19 protein-coding genes and 2 pseudogenes are annotated in these 21,393 nt (G+C 41.0%); 12 read left to right on the top strand and 9 right to left on the bottom strand.

What is annotated here, in order from left to right:
* The first annotated feature begins 51 nt into the window (after window positions 1-51).
* The 3 genes from I8748_RS03325 to I8748_RS03315 all read left to right on the top strand — a co-directional run bounded on the left by I8748_RS03325 (window position 52) and on the right by I8748_RS03315 (window position 3,395).
* Window positions 52-1,179: an ABC transporter ATP-binding protein gene (locus I8748_RS03325; RefSeq protein WP_198123251.1), complete on the top strand. Its 1,128-nt coding sequence runs from the start codon at window positions 52-54 to the stop codon at window positions 1,177-1,179.
* Between the two features lie 4 nt (window positions 1,180-1,183).
* Window positions 1,184-2,269 carry an ABC transporter substrate-binding protein gene (locus I8748_RS03320; protein ID WP_198123250.1) on the top strand — a complete coding sequence of 362 codons (1,086 nt, stop codon included), beginning with the start codon at window positions 1,184-1,186 and terminating at the stop codon, window positions 2,267-2,269.
* Window positions 2,270-2,477: 208 nt separating this feature from the next.
* Window positions 2,478-3,395, top strand: a complete 918-nt coding sequence (locus tag I8748_RS03315; RefSeq protein WP_198123249.1) for an ABC transporter permease — start codon at window positions 2,478-2,480, stop codon at window positions 3,393-3,395.
* A 225-nt stretch (window positions 3,396-3,620) separates the two neighbouring features.
* Here I8748_RS03315 and gloA2 read toward each other — a convergent pair whose 3' ends face one another.
* Complete coding sequence (gene gloA2 / locus I8748_RS03310; RefSeq protein WP_198123248.1) at window positions 3,621-4,007, bottom strand: SMU1112c/YaeR family gloxylase I-like metalloprotein; 387 nt, start codon at window positions 4,005-4,007, stop codon at window positions 3,621-3,623.
* Window positions 4,008-4,491: 484 nt separating this feature from the next.
* On the opposite strand from gloA2, the gene I8748_RS03305 reads away from it, so the two are divergent.
* Together I8748_RS03305 and I8748_RS03300 are read left to right on the top strand one after the other, a co-directional pair.
* Window positions 4,492-4,725, top strand: coding sequence for a hypothetical protein (locus I8748_RS03305; protein WP_198123247.1), 234 nt, complete (start codon window positions 4,492-4,494; stop codon window positions 4,723-4,725).
* Window positions 4,722-4,989 (top strand): annotated as a pseudogene (locus I8748_RS03300) (type II toxin-antitoxin system RelE family toxin). The gene I8748_RS03305 and the pseudogene I8748_RS03300 overlap by 4 nt, the downstream one beginning before the upstream one ends.
* A 196-nt stretch (window positions 4,990-5,185) precedes the next feature.
* Here the strand turns inward: I8748_RS03300 and I8748_RS03295 are convergent.
* Together I8748_RS03295 and I8748_RS03290 are read right to left on the bottom strand one after the other, a co-directional pair.
* Window positions 5,186-6,466, bottom strand: coding sequence for a vWA domain-containing protein (locus I8748_RS03295; RefSeq protein ID WP_198123246.1), 1,281 nt, complete (start codon window positions 6,464-6,466; stop codon window positions 5,186-5,188).
* On the bottom strand, window positions 6,463-7,719 hold the full coding sequence (locus tag I8748_RS03290) for a vWA domain-containing protein (RefSeq protein ID WP_198123245.1): 1,257 nt from the start codon (window positions 7,717-7,719) through the stop codon (window positions 6,463-6,465). The genes I8748_RS03295 and I8748_RS03290 overlap by 4 nt, the downstream gene beginning before the upstream one ends.
* Before the next feature lie 250 nt (window positions 7,720-7,969).
* On the opposite strand from I8748_RS03290, the gene I8748_RS03285 reads away from it, so the two are divergent.
* The 3 genes from I8748_RS03285 (at window position 7,970) to I8748_RS03275 (ending at window position 10,303) form a co-directional block, all read left to right on the top strand.
* Window positions 7,970-8,632, top strand: a complete 663-nt coding sequence (locus tag I8748_RS03285; protein WP_198123336.1) for an ATP-dependent Clp protease proteolytic subunit — start codon at window positions 7,970-7,972, stop codon at window positions 8,630-8,632.
* Between the two features lie 107 nt (window positions 8,633-8,739).
* A complete protein-coding gene (locus tag I8748_RS03280) occupies window positions 8,740-9,333 on the top strand; it encodes an ATP-dependent Clp protease proteolytic subunit (RefSeq protein WP_198123244.1) in 594 nt (197 codons plus the stop codon).
* Window positions 9,334-9,673: 340 nt separating this feature from the next.
* Window positions 9,674-10,303 (top strand): J domain-containing protein, encoded by a 630-nt coding sequence (locus I8748_RS03275; protein WP_198123243.1) that lies wholly within the window; start codon window positions 9,674-9,676, stop codon window positions 10,301-10,303.
* A 99-nt stretch (window positions 10,304-10,402) separates the two neighbouring features.
* On the opposite strand, the gene mltA is transcribed toward I8748_RS03275, so the two are convergent.
* Window positions 10,403-11,725, bottom strand: a complete 1,323-nt coding sequence (gene mltA / locus I8748_RS03270) for a murein transglycosylase A (RefSeq protein ID WP_198123242.1) — start codon at window positions 11,723-11,725, stop codon at window positions 10,403-10,405.
* Window positions 11,726-11,852: 127 nt separating this feature from the next.
* Window positions 11,853-13,211, bottom strand: a complete 1,359-nt coding sequence (locus tag I8748_RS03265) for a proton extrusion protein PcxA (protein WP_198123241.1) — start codon at window positions 13,209-13,211, stop codon at window positions 11,853-11,855.
* Between the two features lie 78 nt (window positions 13,212-13,289).
* Here I8748_RS03265 and I8748_RS03260 point away from each other — a divergent pair, with 78 nt between their 5' ends.
* Window positions 13,290-15,560 (top strand): PD-(D/E)XK nuclease family protein, encoded by a 2,271-nt coding sequence (locus I8748_RS03260; protein ID WP_198123240.1) that lies wholly within the window; start codon window positions 13,290-13,292, stop codon window positions 15,558-15,560.
* A 323-nt stretch (window positions 15,561-15,883) separates the two neighbouring features.
* On the opposite strand, the pseudogene I8748_RS03255 reads toward I8748_RS03260, so the two are convergent.
* Window positions 15,884-16,333 (bottom strand): annotated as a pseudogene (locus tag I8748_RS03255) (hypothetical protein); the annotation flags it as partial.
* A 12-nt stretch (window positions 16,334-16,345) separates the two neighbouring features.
* On the opposite strand from I8748_RS03255, the gene I8748_RS03250 reads away from it, so the two are divergent.
* Window positions 16,346-17,113, top strand: a complete 768-nt coding sequence (locus I8748_RS03250) for an SDR family oxidoreductase (RefSeq protein WP_198123239.1) — start codon at window positions 16,346-16,348, stop codon at window positions 17,111-17,113.
* Window positions 17,114-17,362: 249 nt separating this feature from the next.
* On the opposite strand, the gene I8748_RS03245 is transcribed toward I8748_RS03250, so the two are convergent.
* Window positions 17,363-17,866: a GNAT family N-acetyltransferase gene (locus I8748_RS03245; protein WP_198123238.1), complete on the bottom strand. Its 504-nt coding sequence runs from the start codon at window positions 17,864-17,866 to the stop codon at window positions 17,363-17,365.
* Window positions 17,867-18,137: 271 nt separating this feature from the next.
* Between I8748_RS03245 and I8748_RS03240 the strand changes: the two genes are divergently transcribed.
* The gene (locus I8748_RS03240; RefSeq protein ID WP_198123237.1) at window positions 18,138-18,857 is read left to right on the top strand and encodes a rhomboid family intramembrane serine protease; all 720 of its coding nucleotides are present in this window, start codon (window positions 18,138-18,140) and stop codon (window positions 18,855-18,857) included.
* A 128-nt stretch (window positions 18,858-18,985) separates the two neighbouring features.
* Complete coding sequence (locus I8748_RS03235) at window positions 18,986-19,660, top strand: rhomboid family intramembrane serine protease (protein WP_198123236.1); 675 nt, start codon at window positions 18,986-18,988, stop codon at window positions 19,658-19,660.
* Window positions 19,661-19,794: 134 nt separating this feature from the next.
* Here the strand turns inward: I8748_RS03235 and rsmG are convergent, their stop codons facing one another.
* Together rsmG and I8748_RS03225 are read right to left on the bottom strand one after the other, a co-directional pair.
* On the bottom strand, window positions 19,795-20,544 hold the full coding sequence (gene rsmG / locus I8748_RS03230; protein WP_198123235.1) for a 16S rRNA (guanine(527)-N(7))-methyltransferase RsmG: 750 nt from the start codon (window positions 20,542-20,544) through the stop codon (window positions 19,795-19,797).
* Window positions 20,545-20,618: 74 nt separating this feature from the next.
* A complete protein-coding gene (locus tag I8748_RS03225) occupies window positions 20,619-21,293 on the bottom strand; it encodes an ABC transporter ATP-binding protein (protein ID WP_198123234.1) in 675 nt (224 codons plus the stop codon).
* Window positions 21,294-21,393: the final 100 nt, after the last annotated feature.

Below are 21,393 nucleotides of genomic sequence, written 5' to 3'. Positions count from 1 at the left end.
CTTTCATCCTTGATACTTCATACTTTAATTTACGGCATTCTACTGAGGATTATGGCTCAAACTGTCATGCAGAATCAGAGGGGGATAGCGGCTTTTCAGGCACTTGATGTTGAACTGCGTAACGTGTTCAAGTTTTTTAACGAGGAACCAGCGATACACGGAATAGACTTGGATGTTAGGCAGGGGGAATTCTTTAGTATTCTTGGCCCCTCTGGTTGCGGCAAGACAACGACATTACGCTTAATCGCTGGGTTTGAAACAGTCGATGCTGGCAAGCTGTTAATTCAGGGTCAGCCGATGAATAATGTGCCACCTTACCGTCGGCCTGTCAATACTGTATTTCAGAGCTATGCTTTGTTTAACCATTTGAATGTGTGGGATAACATTGCTTTCGGATTGCGTCTGCAAAAAATCCACAAATCAACAATTGAAGACAGAGTTAAAGATGCTCTCAAGCTCGTAAAAATGGAAAGTTTGCGATCGCGTTTTCCCCATCAATTATCTGGTGGACAACAGCAGCGAGTCGCCTTAGCTAGGGCCTTAGTCAACCGTCCTGCTGTTCTATTACTAGATGAACCGTTGGGGGCGTTGGATTTAAAGCTGCGTAAGGAAATGCAGGTCGAGTTATCAAATTTACATAGAGATTTGGGATTGACCTTTGTCATGGTGACACATGACCAAGAAGAGGCGTTATCCTTGAGCGATCGCATTGCTGTGATGAATCAAGGCAAAATTGAACAAATCGGCACTCCCAGCGAAATTTACGAACGTCCCTTAACATCTTTTGTCGCTGATTTTATTGGTGATACTAATTTATTCACTGGTGAAATCGCTGTGGTGGAATCTTCTTGTGTACAAATTATCACAAAAACAGGACTCACAATTGTAGTAACTCGCACTGAAGATACACCAACTGAGTTAGCACAAACAGTAGTAGTTAGTGTGCGTCCAGAGAAAATTCAACTCTCACTTTATCAGCCTACTGTATTGCATAATTGCTTTGAGGGACGGCTAGTGAATGTTATGTATTTGGGAACTCATGTTAATTATGTTGTGGAATTAAAAAACGGTATCAACATCAGTGTTTTGCAACCCAATACTTTTGGCAATTTGCCAGACCGTGACACACCTATTTATGCTTCTTGGGCAGAAAGTGATTGTTTAGCTATTGGTCAATAGTCAAATGACTAACAGACGACAGTTTTTACAAGGAATAGCAGCGATTTCTAGTTTGTCTTTAGCGGGTTGCGGCTGGAGACTGGCTGAAGTGCGGGCAAATCCTACTAACTCTGGTCAAAGTGGCCAACTCTATATTTATACTTGGACGCAATATTCCGAACCCGAATTATTGCAAACCTTTAGTAATCAGACTGGCATAAAAGTGCTGATAGATGCATATGATTCTAACGAAGTGATGCTAGCGAAATTATTAGCCGGAGGTGGTGGAAGTTATAGCCTTGTTTATCCTTCTGACTATATGGTACAAAAGATGGTAGATAAAGGTTTGCTAAGAGAAATAAATCACAATCGCTTAATTGGTTTAAATAATTTATTTCCTCAGTTCCAAAATCCTAGTTATGACCCCAATAACCGTTACAGTATCCCCTTCAATTGGGGAACGACAGGTTTAATTTACAATTCCGAAATCCTTAAAGAAGCACCAAGAGATTGGGACTATCTTTGGCAAAATCAAAAACTACTTCATAAGCGAATGACATTGCTAAATGATGTCCGCGAGGTGATGGGTGCTGTGTTAAGGATGCTGGGTTACTCGTATAATTCAAAAGATGAAAAGCAAGTTAAGCAAGCTTATGAAAAATTAACAGAACTGAAGCCAGCGATCGCAGCTTTTGACACTGACGCTTGGCAAAACCAAATTTTGGCAGGAGATTTACTAATAGCAATGTGCTACTCAGCAGATGCTATCAGAATTATTAAGGAAAATCCCAAACTCAAGTATATAATTCCTCGTAGTGGTTCTTCGTTATGGACAGACACCATTGTAATTCCTAAAACAGCCCCTAATTTGGATGGAGCTTATGCTTGGCTCAACTTTATTTTGCAACCACACATAGCAAGTATAATTAGCCAAAGTATTAGCGTTTCTACACCAAATAGTGCAGGCTTTGAACAATTACCAAATAAAATCCAAAATAATGTCAATTTGTTTCCGCCAAATCTCCTATTAGAAAAATGTGAACGCATTACTCCTTTAGGAAAATTTGAAGAGGTTTATGATCGTTATTGGACTAAATTAACCAGTGGCTAAAATAGTTAGGAGTTAGGAGTTAGAAGTTATAAATTAAGTTAATAAGTATTATAGCTGCATATAAATATGAATAAAATAGTTCCTAAAAATAATATTTTCTTGGAAATAGTAATCAGCATGATTTCAATTACCAGAAATAAAATTACATGTTTTAATCAATCCTAACTCCTAATTCCTAACTTTTCACTACCAAATTTTATTTACCCTTGTGTCAACAATAAATCGTTCTTCTCAACTAAAATTAACAGGCGATATTCCCAAAATCAAAAAATTGCATCGTCTACGGTTAAATTGGCTTCAACCTCTGGTATTACTTGCACCATCTGGTATTTGGTTACTGCTTTTACTAGTCTTGCCAACTCTGATCATTTTTGAGTTGAGTTTGGTACCAGACATTAGACCAGGAGATTTGGTTAATCCTAGTGGATTTAGTAACTATCAACGAATATTTGATCCGCTTTATGTATATGTAATTCTGCAATCGCTATGGTTAGCGATTGGTACAACTATAATTTGTTTAATTTTAGGTTTTCCTGTTGCTTATTGGATTGCTCAAAAAGCACCAAAACGTTGGCAAAACTTACTGCTACTAGGTTTTGTATTACCTCTGTGGACTTCTTCTTTACTCCGGTCTTACGCTTGGATTACAATTCTTCGTCCCACTGGTTTGTTAAATACTTTCTTAACTAGTTTAGGTTTGCCTGCTTTAGAATTACTTAACCGTGTTCCGGCTGTCTTAATTGGTATGAGCTATAGCTTACTACCTTATATGATTGTAATTTTATATGCGTCTTTGGAAAAGTTAGACAAACGTTTGCTAGAAGCAGCAGCCGATTTAGGTGCAAATCCTGTACAAACTTTTTGGAAAGTTACAGTACCCCAAGTTATGCCAGGAATTGCTGCCGGTTCAATGCTAGTTTTGATCACAGGATTAGGAGATTTTATTGACCCAGAATTACTTGGTGGTGCTTCTAGTATGACAGCGGCGCGTTTAATTTATAATCAGTTTTTGGGAGGTACTCAAAATTGGGGATTTGGTTCCGCTTTGAGTATGACTTTAATTTTAGCTGTAAGTATTGCGATCGCTCTTTTAATTAAGTACGGTGAAGCTTTACCTAAGCGATAAATTATTGTTAGTGGTCAGTTGTTAGTTGTCAGTGGTCAAACAGAGACAATCAAAATATTAAGTGAAACGTGACTCGATTTATTACCAAATTTTTAAGCGATTTCCTGGGTTAATTTTTGACTCGTTGATTACCGTCCTGAACAAGCACATAATTGTACGCGATCGCCCCTTACAATTAACATAGGTGTCTATCGGCTAAGTAGACTTAGCTACAAACTGCTGTGATTAACGCTGATAAATCTCTAATGGTAAATTATCTGGGTCTTTAAAAAAAGTAAATTTCTTACCTGTAATCTCGTCAACTCTGATATTTTCTACCTCAACATTATGGTAATTTAAATAAACAACAGTTTGCTCAATATCCTCAACTTCAAAAGCCAAATGTCTTAAACCACAAGCCTCTGGGTTGCCAACTCTTTGGGGAGGATTTGGAAAGGAAAATAACTCTATTTGGCTATTTTCTCCTACACGTAAATCTAATTTATAAGAATTTCTCTCAGCGCGAAAAGTCTCGTTTATAACAGAAAAACCTAAAGTTTCTACATAAAACTTTTTTGAACGTTCGTAGTCAGAACAAATAATAGCTATGTGATGAATGCCAGTGGTTTTCATAAAAATTATCAGCTATATCATGTTTGAGTAAAAAATCTACTGTTTTTGACTACTGCTTAATTTACAGCAGGTTGTAACTAAATGAGGTAACAACCGGAGAATTAAATATCGAAATTCTTCTCCTGCCTCCTGCCTCCTGCTCCTGCCTCATAACCAGTTAATTTGTACCTCATGCAAATCAAAACTGCTGTGTTTAATAACTTTAAAATATTTTTAGCTTCTCGAAAAGTCAATTTTGCATTTTGCTTAGTTTAACGAATACTCAATACTCTAAAAGTAGCCACGACTGCACAATAAAGCGGGAGCAGCATTGGCTATCAAATACTTTGATATCTGTAGGCTTTGACCATCCTTAGTAAGAAATTAGCTACCAGAGTTTCTTAGTTGAGAGCTTTTGAGTCACCAGAGGTGAACAATGGTTTATAAATTAGATTAGGACAGTAACCCGCTAAATTAAACTTAACAATCTTCAAGACGCTTCATTATGAAAACCGAACAGGAACGCTCAGAATTAATCAAAGCTATCAACGTACTGCTAAACCAAGCTTATGACAGTACATTAGATGAGATTTACGCACTACTCCAAAAAATAGAAGAAGAAGAAGAAGAATTAAAAGCCTATGAGCAAGCAAAAAAGGATGCTGACTTTGACGGCTCAGTGTCATGGTCAGAAGCAAAAAAAGAACTTCAAACAGAAGTAAAAAAGGAAGTGGCGTGAGTTATAGAGTTGAAATATTGAAGGGTGCATTCAAACAATTGAAAAAAATTATCGCCTGAAGTTCAAGAACGCATACAGATTAAAATTGATGAGTTAGCCACAGAACCCCGTCCCAACGGTGTAAAAAAGCTAAAAGGTCAATAAAATACTTATAGAATAAGAGTAGGCGATTATCGCATTTTATACGATATTTTGGACGATGTTCTATTGGTAACGGTTGTAGAAATTGGACATCGAAGCAAAGTTTATAAAGATGAAAGTTGAAAATATCAAAAGGTCTTTAACCTTGTTTTGTCAGCAGTCACTTCAAGTCGGCAAAGCCGCCCAAGGCGCTGCTCACCATATAAACTATCTGCCAGTACCAAATTAAATTTAAAGCCCATTGATTTTAGCTTCCCCATCAGCATTGATGCTAATAGAAGCAAACAGAGGTTTTTACAAAATCACAACGAGGGTAGAGTTATTCCTGTAAAACTGTCTTTGAGACAATCCTAGTTTTCTTGAGTTCAGCTTCGGAAAGTTGTTCTCCAGCTTGCAGGCGGGTGGCGGAAGTTTGCAAAACTGTGGCTGCACTGGTATCACCAATTTGTAAGGCAGTTTTAGCTGCTGTTTGTAGCATTGTAGCTGCACCAGTGCGATCGCCTTGTTGCAATTTCACTTCTGCTAACTGTGTTTGTCGATACTTCGCTAATGTCAAAATAGATTGCTGCACTTGGGGATTGATCGCAGGCTGATAAGCCTTAACCACATTTGCATATATTGGTATCATCGGCGACAATAAACCTTGTTTATCTACCGCTGGATCATCATAACGAATTTGCACATGCCCAATTATCTGTTTGCCTTCTGGCAATTGTCCCAGATAAATGTTCGCTAAAACTACCCGTTCCACATCCTGCATTAAATCTCCCAAGCGTACAGCAAAGCCTCCATCCGCTTCTGTTTCTACTGGTAACTCAATTGTATCTGGGGCAACTTGGGCAATGGGTTTGAGTTCTGCAAGTCGCACATTGGGTACAAAAGAAAATAGCAGGTAGGCATTAGTTAGCCCCACAGATTGAATACGCTTAAATATGCGGCTAAACTGCTCTACAGCTTGTTCCGGGCGTTCAATATGAGCTAAAGTACCACCACCAGCATCGGCAATCTTTTCTAAAAGATCCTGGTTCCAACTATTACCAAATCCCAGAGTATTGATAGTCAAATTGATTTTAGCTGCCTTTTGGGCGAGTTGCAGACAGCGCTTATTATCATCTGCACCGAACTCAAACTTCCAAATTCGCAAACTGCTTTCACCATGACCATCTGTCAGTAGAAAAGCTTGGGAAACAGTTCCTTTTGTTCCCTTCATTAATTCTGTAATTCCCTGTTCCAAACCCTCAGCAATTACCGTACCACCGCTAGCTTTGAGTTTCTTTTTAATCTGGGATTTAATACTATCAATGTTGTCAATTACTTGGTTAGGAATAATTACTTCAGCATGACCAGCAAAAGCTACAACTGAGATGCGATCGCCTGGCTTTAACCTATCCAATAATTGTTCTACTGCTTGAATCACAGTTGAGATTGGTTCCCCATGCATCGAACCACTTTTATCGAGAATTAAGCATAAATTGAGTGGCAAAGCCAGAGGCGACTCACCAGCGATCGCCGAAATTGAAATCGCCAATTGACGTTGATTACTTAATTGAGCGACATCAACATTGGTATCATTTAATGCCCAGAGCAATTGAACTTTCATTTGGCAGAATTATCTTGCAACACGGTTTTTGAGACAATCCTGGTTTTCTTGCGATCGCTTTCCGATAAATCTCCACCAGTTTGTAATTGAGTCGCAGAAGTTTGCAACACCGTCGCCGCGCTTGTATCTCCCATTTGCAAAGCAGTTTTCGCAGCAGTTTGTAACATGGTAGCAGCACCAGCGCGATCGCCCTGTTGCAATTTCGTTTCTGCTAATTGGGTTTGGCGATATTTGGCTAATGCCAAAATCGACTTTTGCACTTGGGGATCGAGGTCTGGTTGGTAAACCCTGACAACATTGGCGTAAACGGGGATATTGGCAGTAAACAACCCGATTTGATTCTGGCTAGGATCATCGTAGCGGACTTGCACATTCGCGATCGCTTGTTTACCTTCTGGCAACTGTCCCAAATAAATATTAGCCAAAATCACCCGTTCTGCGTTTTTCATTAAATCCCCCAGACGGATGGCAAAGCGTCCATCGGCTTCTTGTTGCACTGGTAATTCAATGGTGTCTGGTGCAACTTGGGCGATGGGTTTGAGTTCCGCTAGCCGGATATTAGGCATGAGGGAGAATAATAAATAAGCATTAGTCAATCCCACTGTTTGCATTCGGCTGAACAGGCGGCTAAACTCATGCACTGCCTGATCGGGTTTTTGAATATAAGATAAAGTACCCAAGCCCGCATCAGCGATTTTTTCTAAAACATCTTGGTTCCAATTGTCCCCAAAACCCAAAGTGTTCAAAGTCAAATTATAGCCAGCAGCCAATTGGGCTAATTTCAAGCAACGATTGTTATCACCGTGTTCATTTTCGCCATCGGTTAACAAAAAAGCTTGAGAAATTGTGTCTTTTTTGCCCTTTCCTAACTCCTCAATACCCAAGCGTAAGCCTTCATCAATGGCGGTACCACCATCGGCAGACAAGCGGTTAATTTGGTTTTTAATTTGTTCTGGGTTTTGGATAATTTGATTAGGTATTAAGACCTTTGCCCGATGATCGAACACTACAACACTCAGGCGATCGCCAGGATTGAGTTTATCAACCAGTTGATTGGCGGCTTTTTTGACATTTTCTAGCGGCCGCCCATTCATCGAGCCACTATGGTCGAGAATTAAGCATAAATTTAGCGGCACATTCCGGTCAAGATTTTCCGCGATCGCGGAAATCGAAATTGCTAACTGACGTTGACTACTGTGTTGATTTGCGTCTAAATTAGCATCATTGAGGACAGGCTGCAAGTTAACTCTCATAAAGAAACTTCCTAGATCAGATACACATATTTATAAATAACTTCAAAGCGTAACAACAGTGTTACGGAAAACCCAGCCAACACATATCCAATAATATTTTCGGATAATATATTCAGAATATCTTAGTAGCCACCCCTTGGCAGATGCTTAGGCTTTTTACTCACTAGGGAGAAATCCGAACTTGAACAAAGCTAGCATCACGCTAGGATGTATTACAGTTAACGGCATAATTTCAGGCGAATCAGTTGCTATGGACATTTCCCCCATCAAGGCTGTTCAAGCCCCCTATTACGGCGATAATTTCTACCGGACACCGCCGCCAGATTTGCCTTCCTTGTTATTAAAGGAAAGAATTGTCTATCTGGGAATGCCACTGGTGCCTGCTGTCACGGAATTGATCGTGGCCGAACTACTGTACTTGCAGTCCGACGACCCCGAAAAGCCGATTAAAATTTATATCAACTCCACCGGCACATCCGGTTATAGTGGCGATCCGATTGGCTTTGAAACCGAAGCCTTTGCCATCTATGACACCATAAAATACATCAAGCCCCCTATCTACACCATCTGCCTGGGTTCGGCAATGGGTATGGCAGCAATGTTACTCAGTGCTGGCACAAAAGGTTGCCGCGCCAGTTTGCCTCATTCCACCATTATCCTGCACCAGCCCAAGAGCTACGCCCAAGGTCAAGCAACGGATATTCAAATTCGGGCGAAGGAAGTTCTGGCAAATAAAGCCTCGATGGTTGATATTCTGTGTCGCACCACCGGACAGCCCCCAGAAAAAATTACTAAAGATATGGATCGGCTGTTCTACATGACACCATACCAAGCGAAGGAATACGGACTGATTGACAGAGTTTTTGAAAAAGAAGAACTCGCAAATCCTCCACTCCCGGCTAGTGTCCTTTAAATTCAGTTAGGAGTTATGAGTTATGAGTTATGAGTTATAGAAAACTCCTTATTCCTAACTTTTAACTCTCTCATCGCCCCCAGTCTATTAATATCGGAGTAACGAAAATGCCTATAGGCGTTCCTAAAGTTCCTTACCGGATGCCCGGAGGACAATATACAGATTGGATTAGCATCTACGATCGCCTTTACCGCGAACGAATTATTTTCCTAGGGCGAGATATTGATGATGAAATTGCCAACCAAATCATTGCTGTAATGCTGTATTTGGATTCTGACGATCCAGGCAAAGATATTTATTTATACATCAATTCGCCTGGTGGTATGGTGACATCTGGCTTGGCGATTTATGACACCATGCAACATATTAAGTCAGATGTTGTAACCATTTGTGTAGGTTTAGCAGCTTCAATGGGGTCTTTCCTATTGTCGGCTGGTACCAAAGGCAAACGCATGGCATTGCCCCATTCTCGGATCATGATTCACCAGCCTTCTGGCGGCACCCGTGGACAAGCAACCGATATTGAAATTGAAGCTAGAGAGATTCTAAGGATTCGTAACCAGCTCAATGAAATTTATGCTCACAACACGGGACAAACTGTGGCCAAGATTGAAAAAGATATGGATCGCGACTTTTTCATGTCTGCCCAAGAGGCGAAGGAATACGGTTTAATTGACCGTGTAATTGAGGAACGCCCGTAAGAGTGGGGAGTGGGGAGTAGGGAGTAGGGAGTAGGGGGGGTGAGGGAGATGAGGAGGCAGTGCGGTCTTGGGGTCTCCCCAAGTGGAGCAACTGCCGTGGGGATGAGGGAGATGAGGGAGATGAGGGAGAACATTTACCATGCCCCATTCCCAATTCCCCATTCCCATTCCCAATCCCCAATTCCCAATTCCCAATTCCCAATTCCCAATTCCCCATTCCCCATTCCCTAGAAAAACTGTCAAATTTGAACTATAAATTAGTAGATTAGTCTTTATTATTAAAACCTCAAGCTAAAAGCTGATAGCTGATAGCTAAATATTTGAAAGCTAAGAGATCAAAATGGATCTTGGAGATTGCTACCGTTTATTGGGTTTAAGGTCAGGAGCTTCTTTTGGCGACATTAAAGCGTCTTATAGACGCTTGGCCCAACAATATCATCCCGATATTAACCCAGATGATGCAAAAGCTAAAGATAAATTTATTGCCTTGACAGAGGCTTACAGATTACTTTTGACAGTTGTACCGCCAGAGGAGACAACCCAAGGAACAAGCAAATCCTCTGCATCTGGGGGTGACGGTAAAGCAACAAAGGCTACCCGCCAACAAAAAGCACCCAAAACTACGGTGACAACCGAAAAGCCACCGACACCAAAGCCGCCTAATATTTTGGAAATAGAACAGCGGCTAAAGTGGAAGACTTATGAACAACTGCAACGATTTTTAAAAGAAAAACGATTTCCCCAAGCGATCGCACTGGCGGAAGCTTTAGCAGAACGTTTACCAAAAGACGCGGAAGTACGCCAATGGCAAGCAGTCGCATATCAAATTTGGGGAAGGGCGCTAATTAGTGAAAATCAACTACTCAAAGCCAGAATTTATCTTAAAAAAGCCCTAAAAACAGACCCTAACAACAAAGCTTTGTGGCTTGAAGTACAGCGAGACTTCCAACGTTTAGAACAAAGTTTTTAGAAGTCAGTTGTCAGGAGTTAGGAGTTAGGAGTTAGAAGTTAGGAGTTAGGAGTTAGGAGTTAGGAGTTAAGAGTTGAAGAATCATCTCCCTCATCCCCCTCATCCCCCCTGCACCTCTGCACCCCTGCTCCCCTTTGGCTTCAGCAACAGATAATACAGATGTCCATTACTAACTGTGACACCAGCGCGATCGCCTGCTAATTTCCCAGTACCTAAAAAATAATCTACTCTCCCTGCACCTTTAATTGCACCTCCGGTATCTTGGTCAAGAACGTAGCGACTGACAATGCGATGTTCCATTTTGCCGTTAGCATCTGCAAAGGGAATGGCGGTACGAATTAAAGCTAAAGCACCAGGAGGCATGAGGGATTTATCTGTGGCTATGGAACGTTCTGCTGTGACTGGTACGTTAATGGAACCTTGCGCTGGCGCACCTTTGTTTTCTTGAAAAAACACAAAGCTGGGGTCGCGGGGAATATAAATGTTTAATTGTTGGGGATTTTTGTTAAAATAGTCGAGAATAATGGGCATAGTCATGCCTTCTAGCGGTAGTTTGCCATCGTTGGCGAGTTCTCGCCCAATACTTTTGTAGTGATAAGCAGTATTACCGGCATAACCTATTGTTGTCTGAGTGCCATCTGTTAGTTGCAGTCGGGCTGAACCTTCAATTTGAGCTAAATATGGTTCCAGGCGATCGCGAAACCAAAATAACTCTAATCCTTTAAGCTTGCCTTTTGCTGCTTGTAGACCATCTGCTCCTTCTAATTCTAAGCGTGTGGGATGAGGCTCTTGCCAAGAATCTAAATCATGCGGTAATCGATAAACAGGATAACGAAACTCTTTTGTAGGAACGCGACTGGCAAAATAAAGTGGTTCGTAGTAAGCAGTAAATAAAACTGAACCTTTGTTGTCTTTACCGACTGACTGGTAAAAAACAAACTCTCGTTCTATGGCTTTGTGTAATTCTGTTGCAGAATTGGTTTTGAGTAAGAGTTCGCGGAATCTTGTTAAACTATTCAAAACGCGATCGCGTGTAATTCCAGCTACCTGATATTTTTGGTAAGCAGCGATCGCATTAGGGGTTTGCAGATATTGTAGACTGCGATCGATAGCTGTCACCAATGCTTTTTTATTCGGTAATTGATTATTTTCTTCCTGATCAAGAACCTCATCCAAACAAGAAGTATCATCCTGACAACAAGTAACTGCTGATCTTTGGATAAATATCGGTAGTTTTGGTAGTTGTTGATTTTTAGTAGATATATTTTGTGGTTGGGTTTGCAACGACACTGGAATATCCCACTTATTCACCCGACATTCTGCTAGACTAACTTCTCGATGCGCTACAGCTTGCATACGTGCCAGAAAAATCAACAGAATTACAGGTAAGCTAATGCCAATGGCTGCTAGTTGCTTTCTCATCTAAAAATTGGTTATTAGTCAGTTGTCAGTTGTCAGTTGTTAGTTGTTAGTTGTCATTTGTCATTTATCATTTGTCAGTTGTCAGTTGTCATTAGTTCCCATTCCCCATTCCCTATTCCCCAATCCCCTATTCATTCATGTTACGGTAGGTAGCAACTGCGGAAGGCGATATGCGGTTTAAGTAACGGAATATCCAATATTTAAAAATAGTATCTAAAATCACTGGGAATGTAGCAATAAATAAGAAGATAAAATCTCGATTTGCTGGTAAGCCCCAGTGATGTGATATTCCTTCTAGAATTACTTCCCAGCCATGTGGAGAGTGGAATCCTACAAAGATATCAGTAAACAAAATGATAATAAATGCCTTAGCACTGTCACTTAGACCATAGACAACATGATCAATGAAATCCTTCAATACCATGATAGAAGACTTGCTGGTAACTAATAACCAGATAAAAGCACCAACAGCGAAAATATCTGCAAAAACATTTTTAATTGCATTGGCACTTTCAACACGAAATTCTTCAGCTATTTCACTAGCTTTTTCTTTTAACTTATTTTCTAACTCTTCTGGATATAGTGGCGGTGCATTGGTAATAAAACTTTCAAATTTAATTTCTTCTTCAAACCTTTGTAGTTTTTGCAGCGCTTCTTCTTCCATTTCCTCATTGAGGAAAACTTCTTCTGTTTCCGAGCCTCTAAAATGCTGAACCAGTGGCCCTACCACTAATGTTTTAGCTATCTGATGAGTTAATAAAGGTACTATAATTAGTAGTAAAATAAATCTAATGGATATTATTGTTCTTCGTTGAGCTTGACGGAAATTTTTAACAACGTCTTCTTCAGAATTTGGGTCTAATTCAATTTGCAAACGGCTAATTGTATTTAAAATCGACCGAGGCAATATTCCTGTGGTATCGACTTTCCGAAACTTTTTTGGATTTATTTCTTTATTTGGATTTGGTAACTTAGGCTGTAATGGTTGAGCGACTGCTCGATCAACTTGTACAATTTGCGGTTTATCTACTATCGGTTTATCGACTATCGGTTTATCTACTATCGGGGGAGAAGTAGTTTCTGTAGCAAAGTGGGTGTATTTTGATATGACTTCATCAATGAATCTTAATTTTTCTAAAATTAAGGAAGTACTGGGATATTCTATACCCGTTTTATGGGCTGCTTTTTGGTGAGACTCGTTGGAGAACCAGCGACTAGCTTTAAACTCTGTCAGTCGCATCCGAGCAATTTTCAATTGCTTTTTTAAGTCTGACTCAAAATAATCCATCACACTATTGCTGTGGATAGTTGATTGGTAGTCTATTTTCTGGCCATTAAAATGCTCATCCTCTATTGCTTTAATCTGTAATGCAGCCTTGTAAGCTTCTTCCAGAGAACGTTCTGGAGTTTGTAAATACCATCGGTAAGCAGATAGCAAAAAAGAGTATATTTTTTGGCTAAAAACAGAATTTTTCATTGTAGGCAATCATCCAGCAATTTTTGGTGATTCTTAACCCTAAGTTAACGCACAATGTATACTAACAGATTTACTAGGAGTTGGTTTGTGCTTTCTTATTCTGTTTGGATTGTGGGCAGTAGCCGCAGTGGTAAGACCACTCGCTTATTAGAGCATTTTTGTCAATGGTTACAAAATGACAATCATGAGCCAGAATTATTTTATACTAAAAAGGGTGTCAAGAAAGAAGGTACTACCCTCAGAAAATCTTTGTATCTTCAAAAAATAGAGCCAGGAGTTTTAGTGCTGGCTGCCAATGATGAAAATCGCCGAGAATTAGGCGATAAAATCGTCACAGCTACTTTAGGGAAATATCCTGTTCGTGCTAAAACTATTCTAGGTTTTTTTCAAGATGAAGTTATTTTATTTTGGCCTTTATTAATTCAGTCGTTAAATCTGAAAGCGCAATTTCCGGTTAGGTTACGCCCGGAAACAGAGCAAGAATTAGCAACAAAACTCTGGCGTTCTCAATTAAATGAAGAAACCTTACGTCGTGCTGGAGTAAATGAGTATCGCTTAGTGCGGCGCATTTTGGATATATTACAATTAGCAGCTTACAGTGGCACACATTGTGAAGATATTGCTAAGATTTTGCAAAGAAGCTTACAAGAAAATACCTTAAATTTAGAGCCAGAATTTCTAGCGTCTTTGCTAATAGATTGGCGTAACTGGTGTTTAGAGAGAGGATTACTAACTTATGGGATTATTACCGAACTCTACACCCGGCACTTATTGAGCGATCGCAATTACCAACAACGCCTGATTCAACGTTACCAGGCAGTGCTAGCGGATGATGTAGATGAATATCCTGGGGTAGCGCGTCATTTATTCGATTTTCTCTTGGATCAAGGTGCAGTCGGGGCATTTAGCTATAATCCTGATGGTGCAGTGCGTCTGGGATTGGGAGCAGACCCCAACTACCTAGAAGGGTTAGCAGGGCGTTGTCGTGTAGAAAGCTTGACCGAGCCACCCGTAAAATCTTTAGCAGATAGACTTGCTACACCAATGGCGGAGTTAGTTACAGAATCGATGGTACTGTCAACTTTACCGGATACAGTGCAGTCGATTCAAACCACTTCCCGCGCCCAATTGTTGCGGCAAACAGCAGAAGTGATCGTTAATGCCATAAAATCAGGGCAAGTACAAGCAGACCAAGTAGCAATTATTGCACCAGGTTTAGATGCGATCGCTCGTTATACCATAATAGAAATTCTCAACAAGCAAAACATCCTGGTAGAGTCGCTTAACGACCAACGCCCGCTAATTAGTTCACCTGTCATCCGAGCATTACTCACCATGCTGGCTCTAGTGTATCCCGGATTAGGTCGCCTAGTAGACCGGGATGCCGTAGCAGAGATGCTTGTAGTATTAAGTAGAAAACAACAACCACCAGAAAACTCAACAGAACTGAGTACTTCTTCAGCATTCAGCACCGACATCGACCCAGTACGCGCTGGATTAATCGCAGATTACTGCTTTGTACCCCATCCTGACCGCCCCAACTTGCTGCCAGTCACAACCTTCGAGCGCTGGGATAGAATCGGCTATGCAGCTAGTAATGCCTATAGTCAGATATTAGACTGGTTAGAGAAACAGCGATCGCAACAAGAACTGCGACTGATTCCCAGCCCTATTTCCCTATTAGATAGAGCAATTCAGCAGTTTTTGTGGAATGGTAGCAATCTCCCCTATGACCAACTAGCAGCACTACGAGAATTACTAGAAACCGCCCAACACTATTGGGAAATAGACACTAGACTTAGACAAATACCCAATGGAGGAGCAGGGGAGCTTGTTACTCAGCACTCAGGACTCAGCAACGCCACATGCTACAACGGAGGGAACCTCCGCAACGCAGTGGCTCCTCAGCACTCAGCACTCAGCACTACCATTGCCGAATTCATTCAACTACTGCGGCGTGGTACCATCACCGCTAACCCCTATCCCTTGCGTCCCATTGGCCCAGCCAGAAAGGCTGTCACCTTAGCGACTATCTTTCAATACCGTTCTAGTAGAAGATTTCACCGCTGGCATTTTTGGCTGGATGCTGGTTCCCCTTTGTGGGCAAAAGGCGGTGCAGCTACTTTATTCGGTGCGCCGTTTTTCTTGCAAGATAGGTTGGGAGAACCTTGGACAGCAGAAGATGAAAAAATGGCAGAGTCCGAAAGACTGCGAAGGATTTTGGCAGATTTGCTCTCTCGTGTTTCTGATAAAGTTTATTTGTGTCACAGCGATTTAGCTGTGAATGGGCAAGAACTATTAGGGCCGCTGTTACCTTTGGTACATGCTTGTGTACCATTTGAAGTGTTTGTTAATTGATATAGATGATATAATCTGTGTCAAAAATATTACTGTCTATGAAGTTAGCATCCAGACTCAAGCTAACTGACAATACCAAAACTTTACTAGCAAAGGGGGCATTGAAATTAAGCCGCGATCGCAACTAGAAGGTGATGATGCTTACATAAGTGTTAATCAATGCCTATCAAGTAATAATGATGAAATTAACTATGGATTTGAGCGGTTTTAAGAAAATGTAGTAAGAAACAGAATTGATTGACTCACCCAAAAGCTGTGTTTATAAGGGTTTTAGCTGCTAGAAATTAAGTTTATGAGCATTCTTTAAATCATCATCTACTCGCCTATACCCATCGTCGCAACTTTTTGTGTACCTGTGCCAGATACCACATATAATCATCAATTTTATAATTATCAGCAGCCTTAACTATATATTCTTGAGCTAAATCAAGATTATTCTCAGCTTCGTAATATAATCCTAGGTAAAGATGGCTGTAAAAATTACCGCGATCGCCTTCTAATTTACCAACACCTACAACATCATCTGGTGTACAATTTCCGGCATATAAATTATAGACAGTCTGCATAATGCGTCGAGGGTCATTTTTGACAGTTAATAAGAAATTACGTGCTTCTTTAACACCCACCAAACGCGCCATGCAGAGATATCGCCATACTGTCTCTTCCACATCTTGCGCGTTCACTGTCAAATCTATCTCAAACTGTTGAGCGCCTTCAGCAAATCTTTCTGCATAGTAGTAAGATAAGCCACGTTGCCATAAATAAGGTTTCAGGCAGAATTACAAATGAGCGATCGCTGGACACTGACAGGAAAGAAAGCACTGGTGACAGGCGCTACCAAAGGCATTGGACTAACTGTTGCCAATGAGTTCTTATCTCTTGGTGCAGAAGTCACTATTGTGGCACGGAATTCTCATGATATTGACCAACAACTAACTACCTGGCAAAAAGCAGGATTACCTGCTTATGGAATTACCGCAGATGTTGCAACACCTGATGGTCGCCAATTTATCTTTAAGCAAGTTAGCAAAACTTGGGAAAAACTAGATATCTTGGTCAATAATGTAGGAACCAATATCAGCAAAAAAGTAGTAGAATATACGGAAGCTGAGTATGAATTTCTCATACAGACAAACCAAACCTCGATTTTCGAGATGTGCCGTTTGTTTTACCCTCTCCTGCAATTTGGGGAAAACAGCAGTATTGTGAATATTAGTTCTGTAGCAGGTTTGGTATCAAACCGTACTGGCGCACCTTATGGTATGACTAAAGCCGCCATCAATCAACTGACGCGATCGCTATCAGTTGAATGGGCATCAGATCGTATTAGAGTAAATACTGTTGCACCTTGGGCTATTCGCACGCCTCTAACGGAATCTGTACTTGATAACCAAGATTTTCTCAAATTAGTTTTATCACAAACACCTATGGGACGGGTTGGTCAACCAGAAGAAGTAGCGGGTATAGTAGCATTTCTTTGTATGCCTGCCGCATCCTTTATAACTGGGCAATGTATTACAGTCGATGGCGGATTTTTAGCTTTTGGTTTTTAATTAGGACTTACGCAAAAAATCTCTCAAACTCTCATTCCTCCGTGTCCTCTGTGTCTCTGTGGTTCGTTTTTCCGTGACCTTTGCGTAAGTCCTGTTAATGCATTTATTTCACTGCTTGACCTGCGCCAAAGCAGCCTGCACTAGACTATTTTGCTAAATTTCAACTTTGCCAAGAAAGTAGACCTTGCATTGTGAATATTGCTGTAATTAAGTCAGTAAAAGTAAAGCACCAGTTTTCACAATTTAAAATCAAAAGGATAAACGATAGATGAGTTCATCAGAAAGTTTGCCTTTAATCAACTCTGCATCTTTATTAATAGTATGTAAAGTAAAACCAAGCTTTTCAATCACTTTACGAGAAGCTTGATTATGCTCGTTCACCGAAGCATATAGCGCGGGAAAGTCGAAACGGTTTCGCGCCTGGGCGATCGCTAGCGAACAGTAGACAGAAGCTAACCCCTGGTTCTGGAAGTCCACAAATGTCATAAAACCGATTTCTGCATATGCATCTTCAAAAATACCAATCTCGACAACTCCAACATACTGGTGTTGTGGAAGCATCGCCACCCACTTTAGCCAGGTCATAGTGTCGTTATCTGGTGATTTTTCCAGCGCAGCAAACTTGAACTGATGCTTTAGCTGCGAAATAGTTGGAATTTCACCTTCTAAATACTCGTATAACTTCGGTTCACTCAGGTGTAAGTAGAGTAATTCGGCGTGGTGTTCCATCACCTTTTCTAGATGCAAAATCATGCAAAATCACTAAAATAAGGATTTTTACGCCATTAAATATAGTATGTTTATTCGATTTTGAGAGATTGACTATATTTTAGTTCAGCTTGGCTGTACACAAGAAACTTTGCTTAAAGTGAGAAAATTGTTGCTTTTTCTAGCAAAACCTGATGAAGCGATCGCACACCGTTAGTACCATTCGACTGAACCCAAATCTATCCACGAGGTAGAAGAAAATACTTCTGCCATTCAGTATTCTAGGGCTAGGTCTGAAAAATTAGGAAAAACGCCCGTGGTTCCAATTAGAGATGATAATCCTACCACAATCACGCCTTATGTAACTTATGGGCTGATTGCTGCTAATGTCCTCGCTTTTCTTTATGAAGCAAGTCTGCCTCCCCAAGCATTAAATGGCTTTTTACATCTTGCGGCTGTAGTGCCGCGAGAACTCAGCTTAAGCTTTGCTGGTGTCTCTGTTCATCAACCAGTACCAGAGTGGGCAACCTTGATTACCTCCCAATTTCTCCACGGCGGTTTTTTGCACTTAGCTGGTAACATGTTGTTTCTGTGGATTTTTGGCAACAACGTTGAAGATAAGTTAGGTCATGCCAAATATTTGCTTTTTTACTTAAGTTGTGGTATCTTAGCTTCCTTGACACAGTGGTACTTTGCCCAAAATTCTAACATTCCTTCATTGGGAGCGAGTGGTGCGATCGCTGGTGTTATGGGAGCATACATTCTTCGCTTTCCCCAAGCCGAAATTCTCGGTGTAGTGCCATTGGGATTCTTCTTCCCTACTTTCCGCGTTCCTGCATATTTCTTTTTAGGATTTTGGTTTCTCCAACAAGCTTTTTATGGAATTGCTAGTCTAGAGACACCCACCAACATCGGTATGGAAAGCGGTGGAATTGCCTATTGGGCACATGCAGGCGGGTTTATATTTGGAGCGATTTTGGGGCCGATATTAGGTTTATTTAGCGATAAATCCCAGAAAGAATCTTGGTATCAATAATTCTTTGGGGTATCACGGGAGCTTTTTTGATGGCTGGTGATTTCACAGATGAATTTACCTAAAATTTAATGACTGCCAGCCATACAAGCTATATTGCAGATAATGATGAATAATTAGCAAAAACACCAGTGTTTCCCCTTTACGACGAAAACCAAACGCGAATCACCCCGTATTTCACTTACGGTTTGATTGGAATGAATGTTCTCGTTTTTCTTCATGAATTGAGCCTGTCTAATAGACAGTTAGAGCAGTTTTTCCAGCTTTACGCGGTAATACCACAACAGTTAACCACCAACTTTGCCTATGAGTGGACAACGTTATTCACATCGCAATTTTTACACGGTGGTTGGTGGCACTTAATATCGAATATGTTATTTCTTTGGGTCTTTGGCAACAATGTAGAAGACCGATTGGGACATTTCAAATATTTAATTTTTTATTTAGCTTGTGGTGCTTTAGCTGCCATGTGCCAATGGCTTATTGGCATGTATTCGGAAATTCCTTCTTTGGGTGCAAGTGGTGCGATTTCTGGAGTTTTGGGTGCGTATATTATTCGCTTCCCTCAAGCTAGAATCGCAACCCTAATTTTCTTGGGTTTTTTCGTAACTACAATCAGCGTTCCAGCGCTAGTATTAATCGGGATTTTCTTTATACAGAATGTCATCTCTGGTCTAGCTAGCCTGCAAGCAGCTGCCAATATGAGTGTGGAATCAGGCGGAGTAGCCTACTGGGCGCACATCGGCGGTTTTGTTTTTGGCATGATTCTTGCTCCCTTTTTTGGTTTGTTTAGGCGCGATTATTAGGGGGATGAGGGAGATGAGGGGGATGAGGAAGATGAGGGAGATGGGGAGCAGGGGAGCAGGGGAGAAATAAATAATAACAATTCCCAATTCCCAATTCCCAATTCCCAATTCTCAATTCCCAATTCCCCTTTTCGTCACAGTGGCTTTTGAGTGGGTATCCCAGCAGCACGGGGAAACTTTGCTGGTGTGGTAGCTACTTTACGCAGGTACAAACAGTGACGGATGCTTGTACTTATGGGAGTGATGAATCTTTCGATTGATTCAATGACACCACCTAGCTGATTGACAGCATTTTGCAAAGCTGTTGTTTCCTCTTCTGTCCAATTACCACGGTAAATTACAGCTAAACCACCTTGTTTAACAAATGGAAGGGCATATTCTGCACAGACAGAAGCCGGGCCGACAGCACGGATGAGAGCGAGGTCGTAGGTTTGTCGGTACTGAGATTGCTGTGCTATTTCTTCAGCTCTCCCAACAATAGTTTTGGCATCAATCAGGGCAAGTTCACTTAATATTTTGTCGAGAAAAACAATTTTTTTCCTAGTTGAATCCATCAGAGTAATTTTGCAATTAGGTGCAGCAATTCCTACTGGAACGCCTGGAAATCCTGCACCTGTGCCAATATCAATCACAGATGCACCCTCTTGGAGAGACTGGATAAATTGCCCCTGTGGTGCAATTCCTCGTAGAGAATCCCAAAGATGTTTTTCCCAAAATTCGTGAGGCTCAGTGATACGAGTTAAATTTAACTGACGATTACCCTCTAGGATTAATTCGTAAAGTTGCTGAAATTGTGCTTGCTGTTGGCTAGTTGGTTGCCAATTGAGAGTTTGCTGCCAGGTTTGTGCCATCTCTGGCAGTAAGGGAGTGGTGGAATTTGTCATTTGTCAGTTGTCAGTTGTCAGTTGTCATTTGTCAGGAGTTATTTCTCCCTCATCTCCCCATCTCCCCTACTCCCTTACACAGCAGGTTGCGGTTCTTTGACTTTAGCTCCCAGTTCTGCGGGATCGATTGATTTTAGTTCACCGTGGTTGAGTGTCCAACAACTATCTGCGATCGCTAATAAATCCCCAGCGTCATGTGTTACTACTAACAGTGTCCAATCTTGTTTCAGTTTTGCCAATAAATTGACTAGTTGCCGACGCATTGACCAATCTAACCCGGCTGTCGGTTCATCTAATAATAATAAATTTGGCTGGCGGATCAATTGTACTGCTAAAGCTAAACGCCGCTGCTGACCTCCACTTAAAGCATAGGGTGCTGCCAAGAGAGATAAATGCTCTAACCCTACCTCAGTGAGTGCCTGCCTGACTCGTTCTGACCCTAACTCAGGATGTCCTAAACGCAATTCTTCTAAAATCGTACCTCCACAAAAATGTCGCTCTGGAAACTGAAACACCAACCCAGCCAATTGTTGTAGCTGTTCGGCTATGAGTTCTTGTTCTCGCCAGAAGACTGCACCAGCGGTTGGTTCAGCTAGTCCTGATAAAATTTCTAGTAATGTACTTTTGCCGGAACCACTAGGGCCAATTATTAAACCGAGTTTCTGGGGTGCTAGTTCCAAATTAAGAGTTTTGAGAATTGCTGTTGGGCAGGCTGTTGGATGATAAATTAGATTTCTGAGATAGAGCATTTGTTAAGATTACCAAAAAGTTGGCGATTAACTGAATTAACTAGTATTAACTACACTGAGAGCGACTGGAAAATTCTGAAAGATTTACAGCGCATTACCT

This window comes from Amazonocrinis nigriterrae CENA67, from assembly GCF_016056305.1.
In the GTDB taxonomy this organism is placed as follows: domain Bacteria; phylum Cyanobacteriota; class Cyanobacteriia; order Cyanobacteriales; family Nostocaceae; genus Amazonocrinis; species Amazonocrinis nigriterrae.
This window is presented reverse-complemented; position numbering and strand designations above follow the sequence as displayed.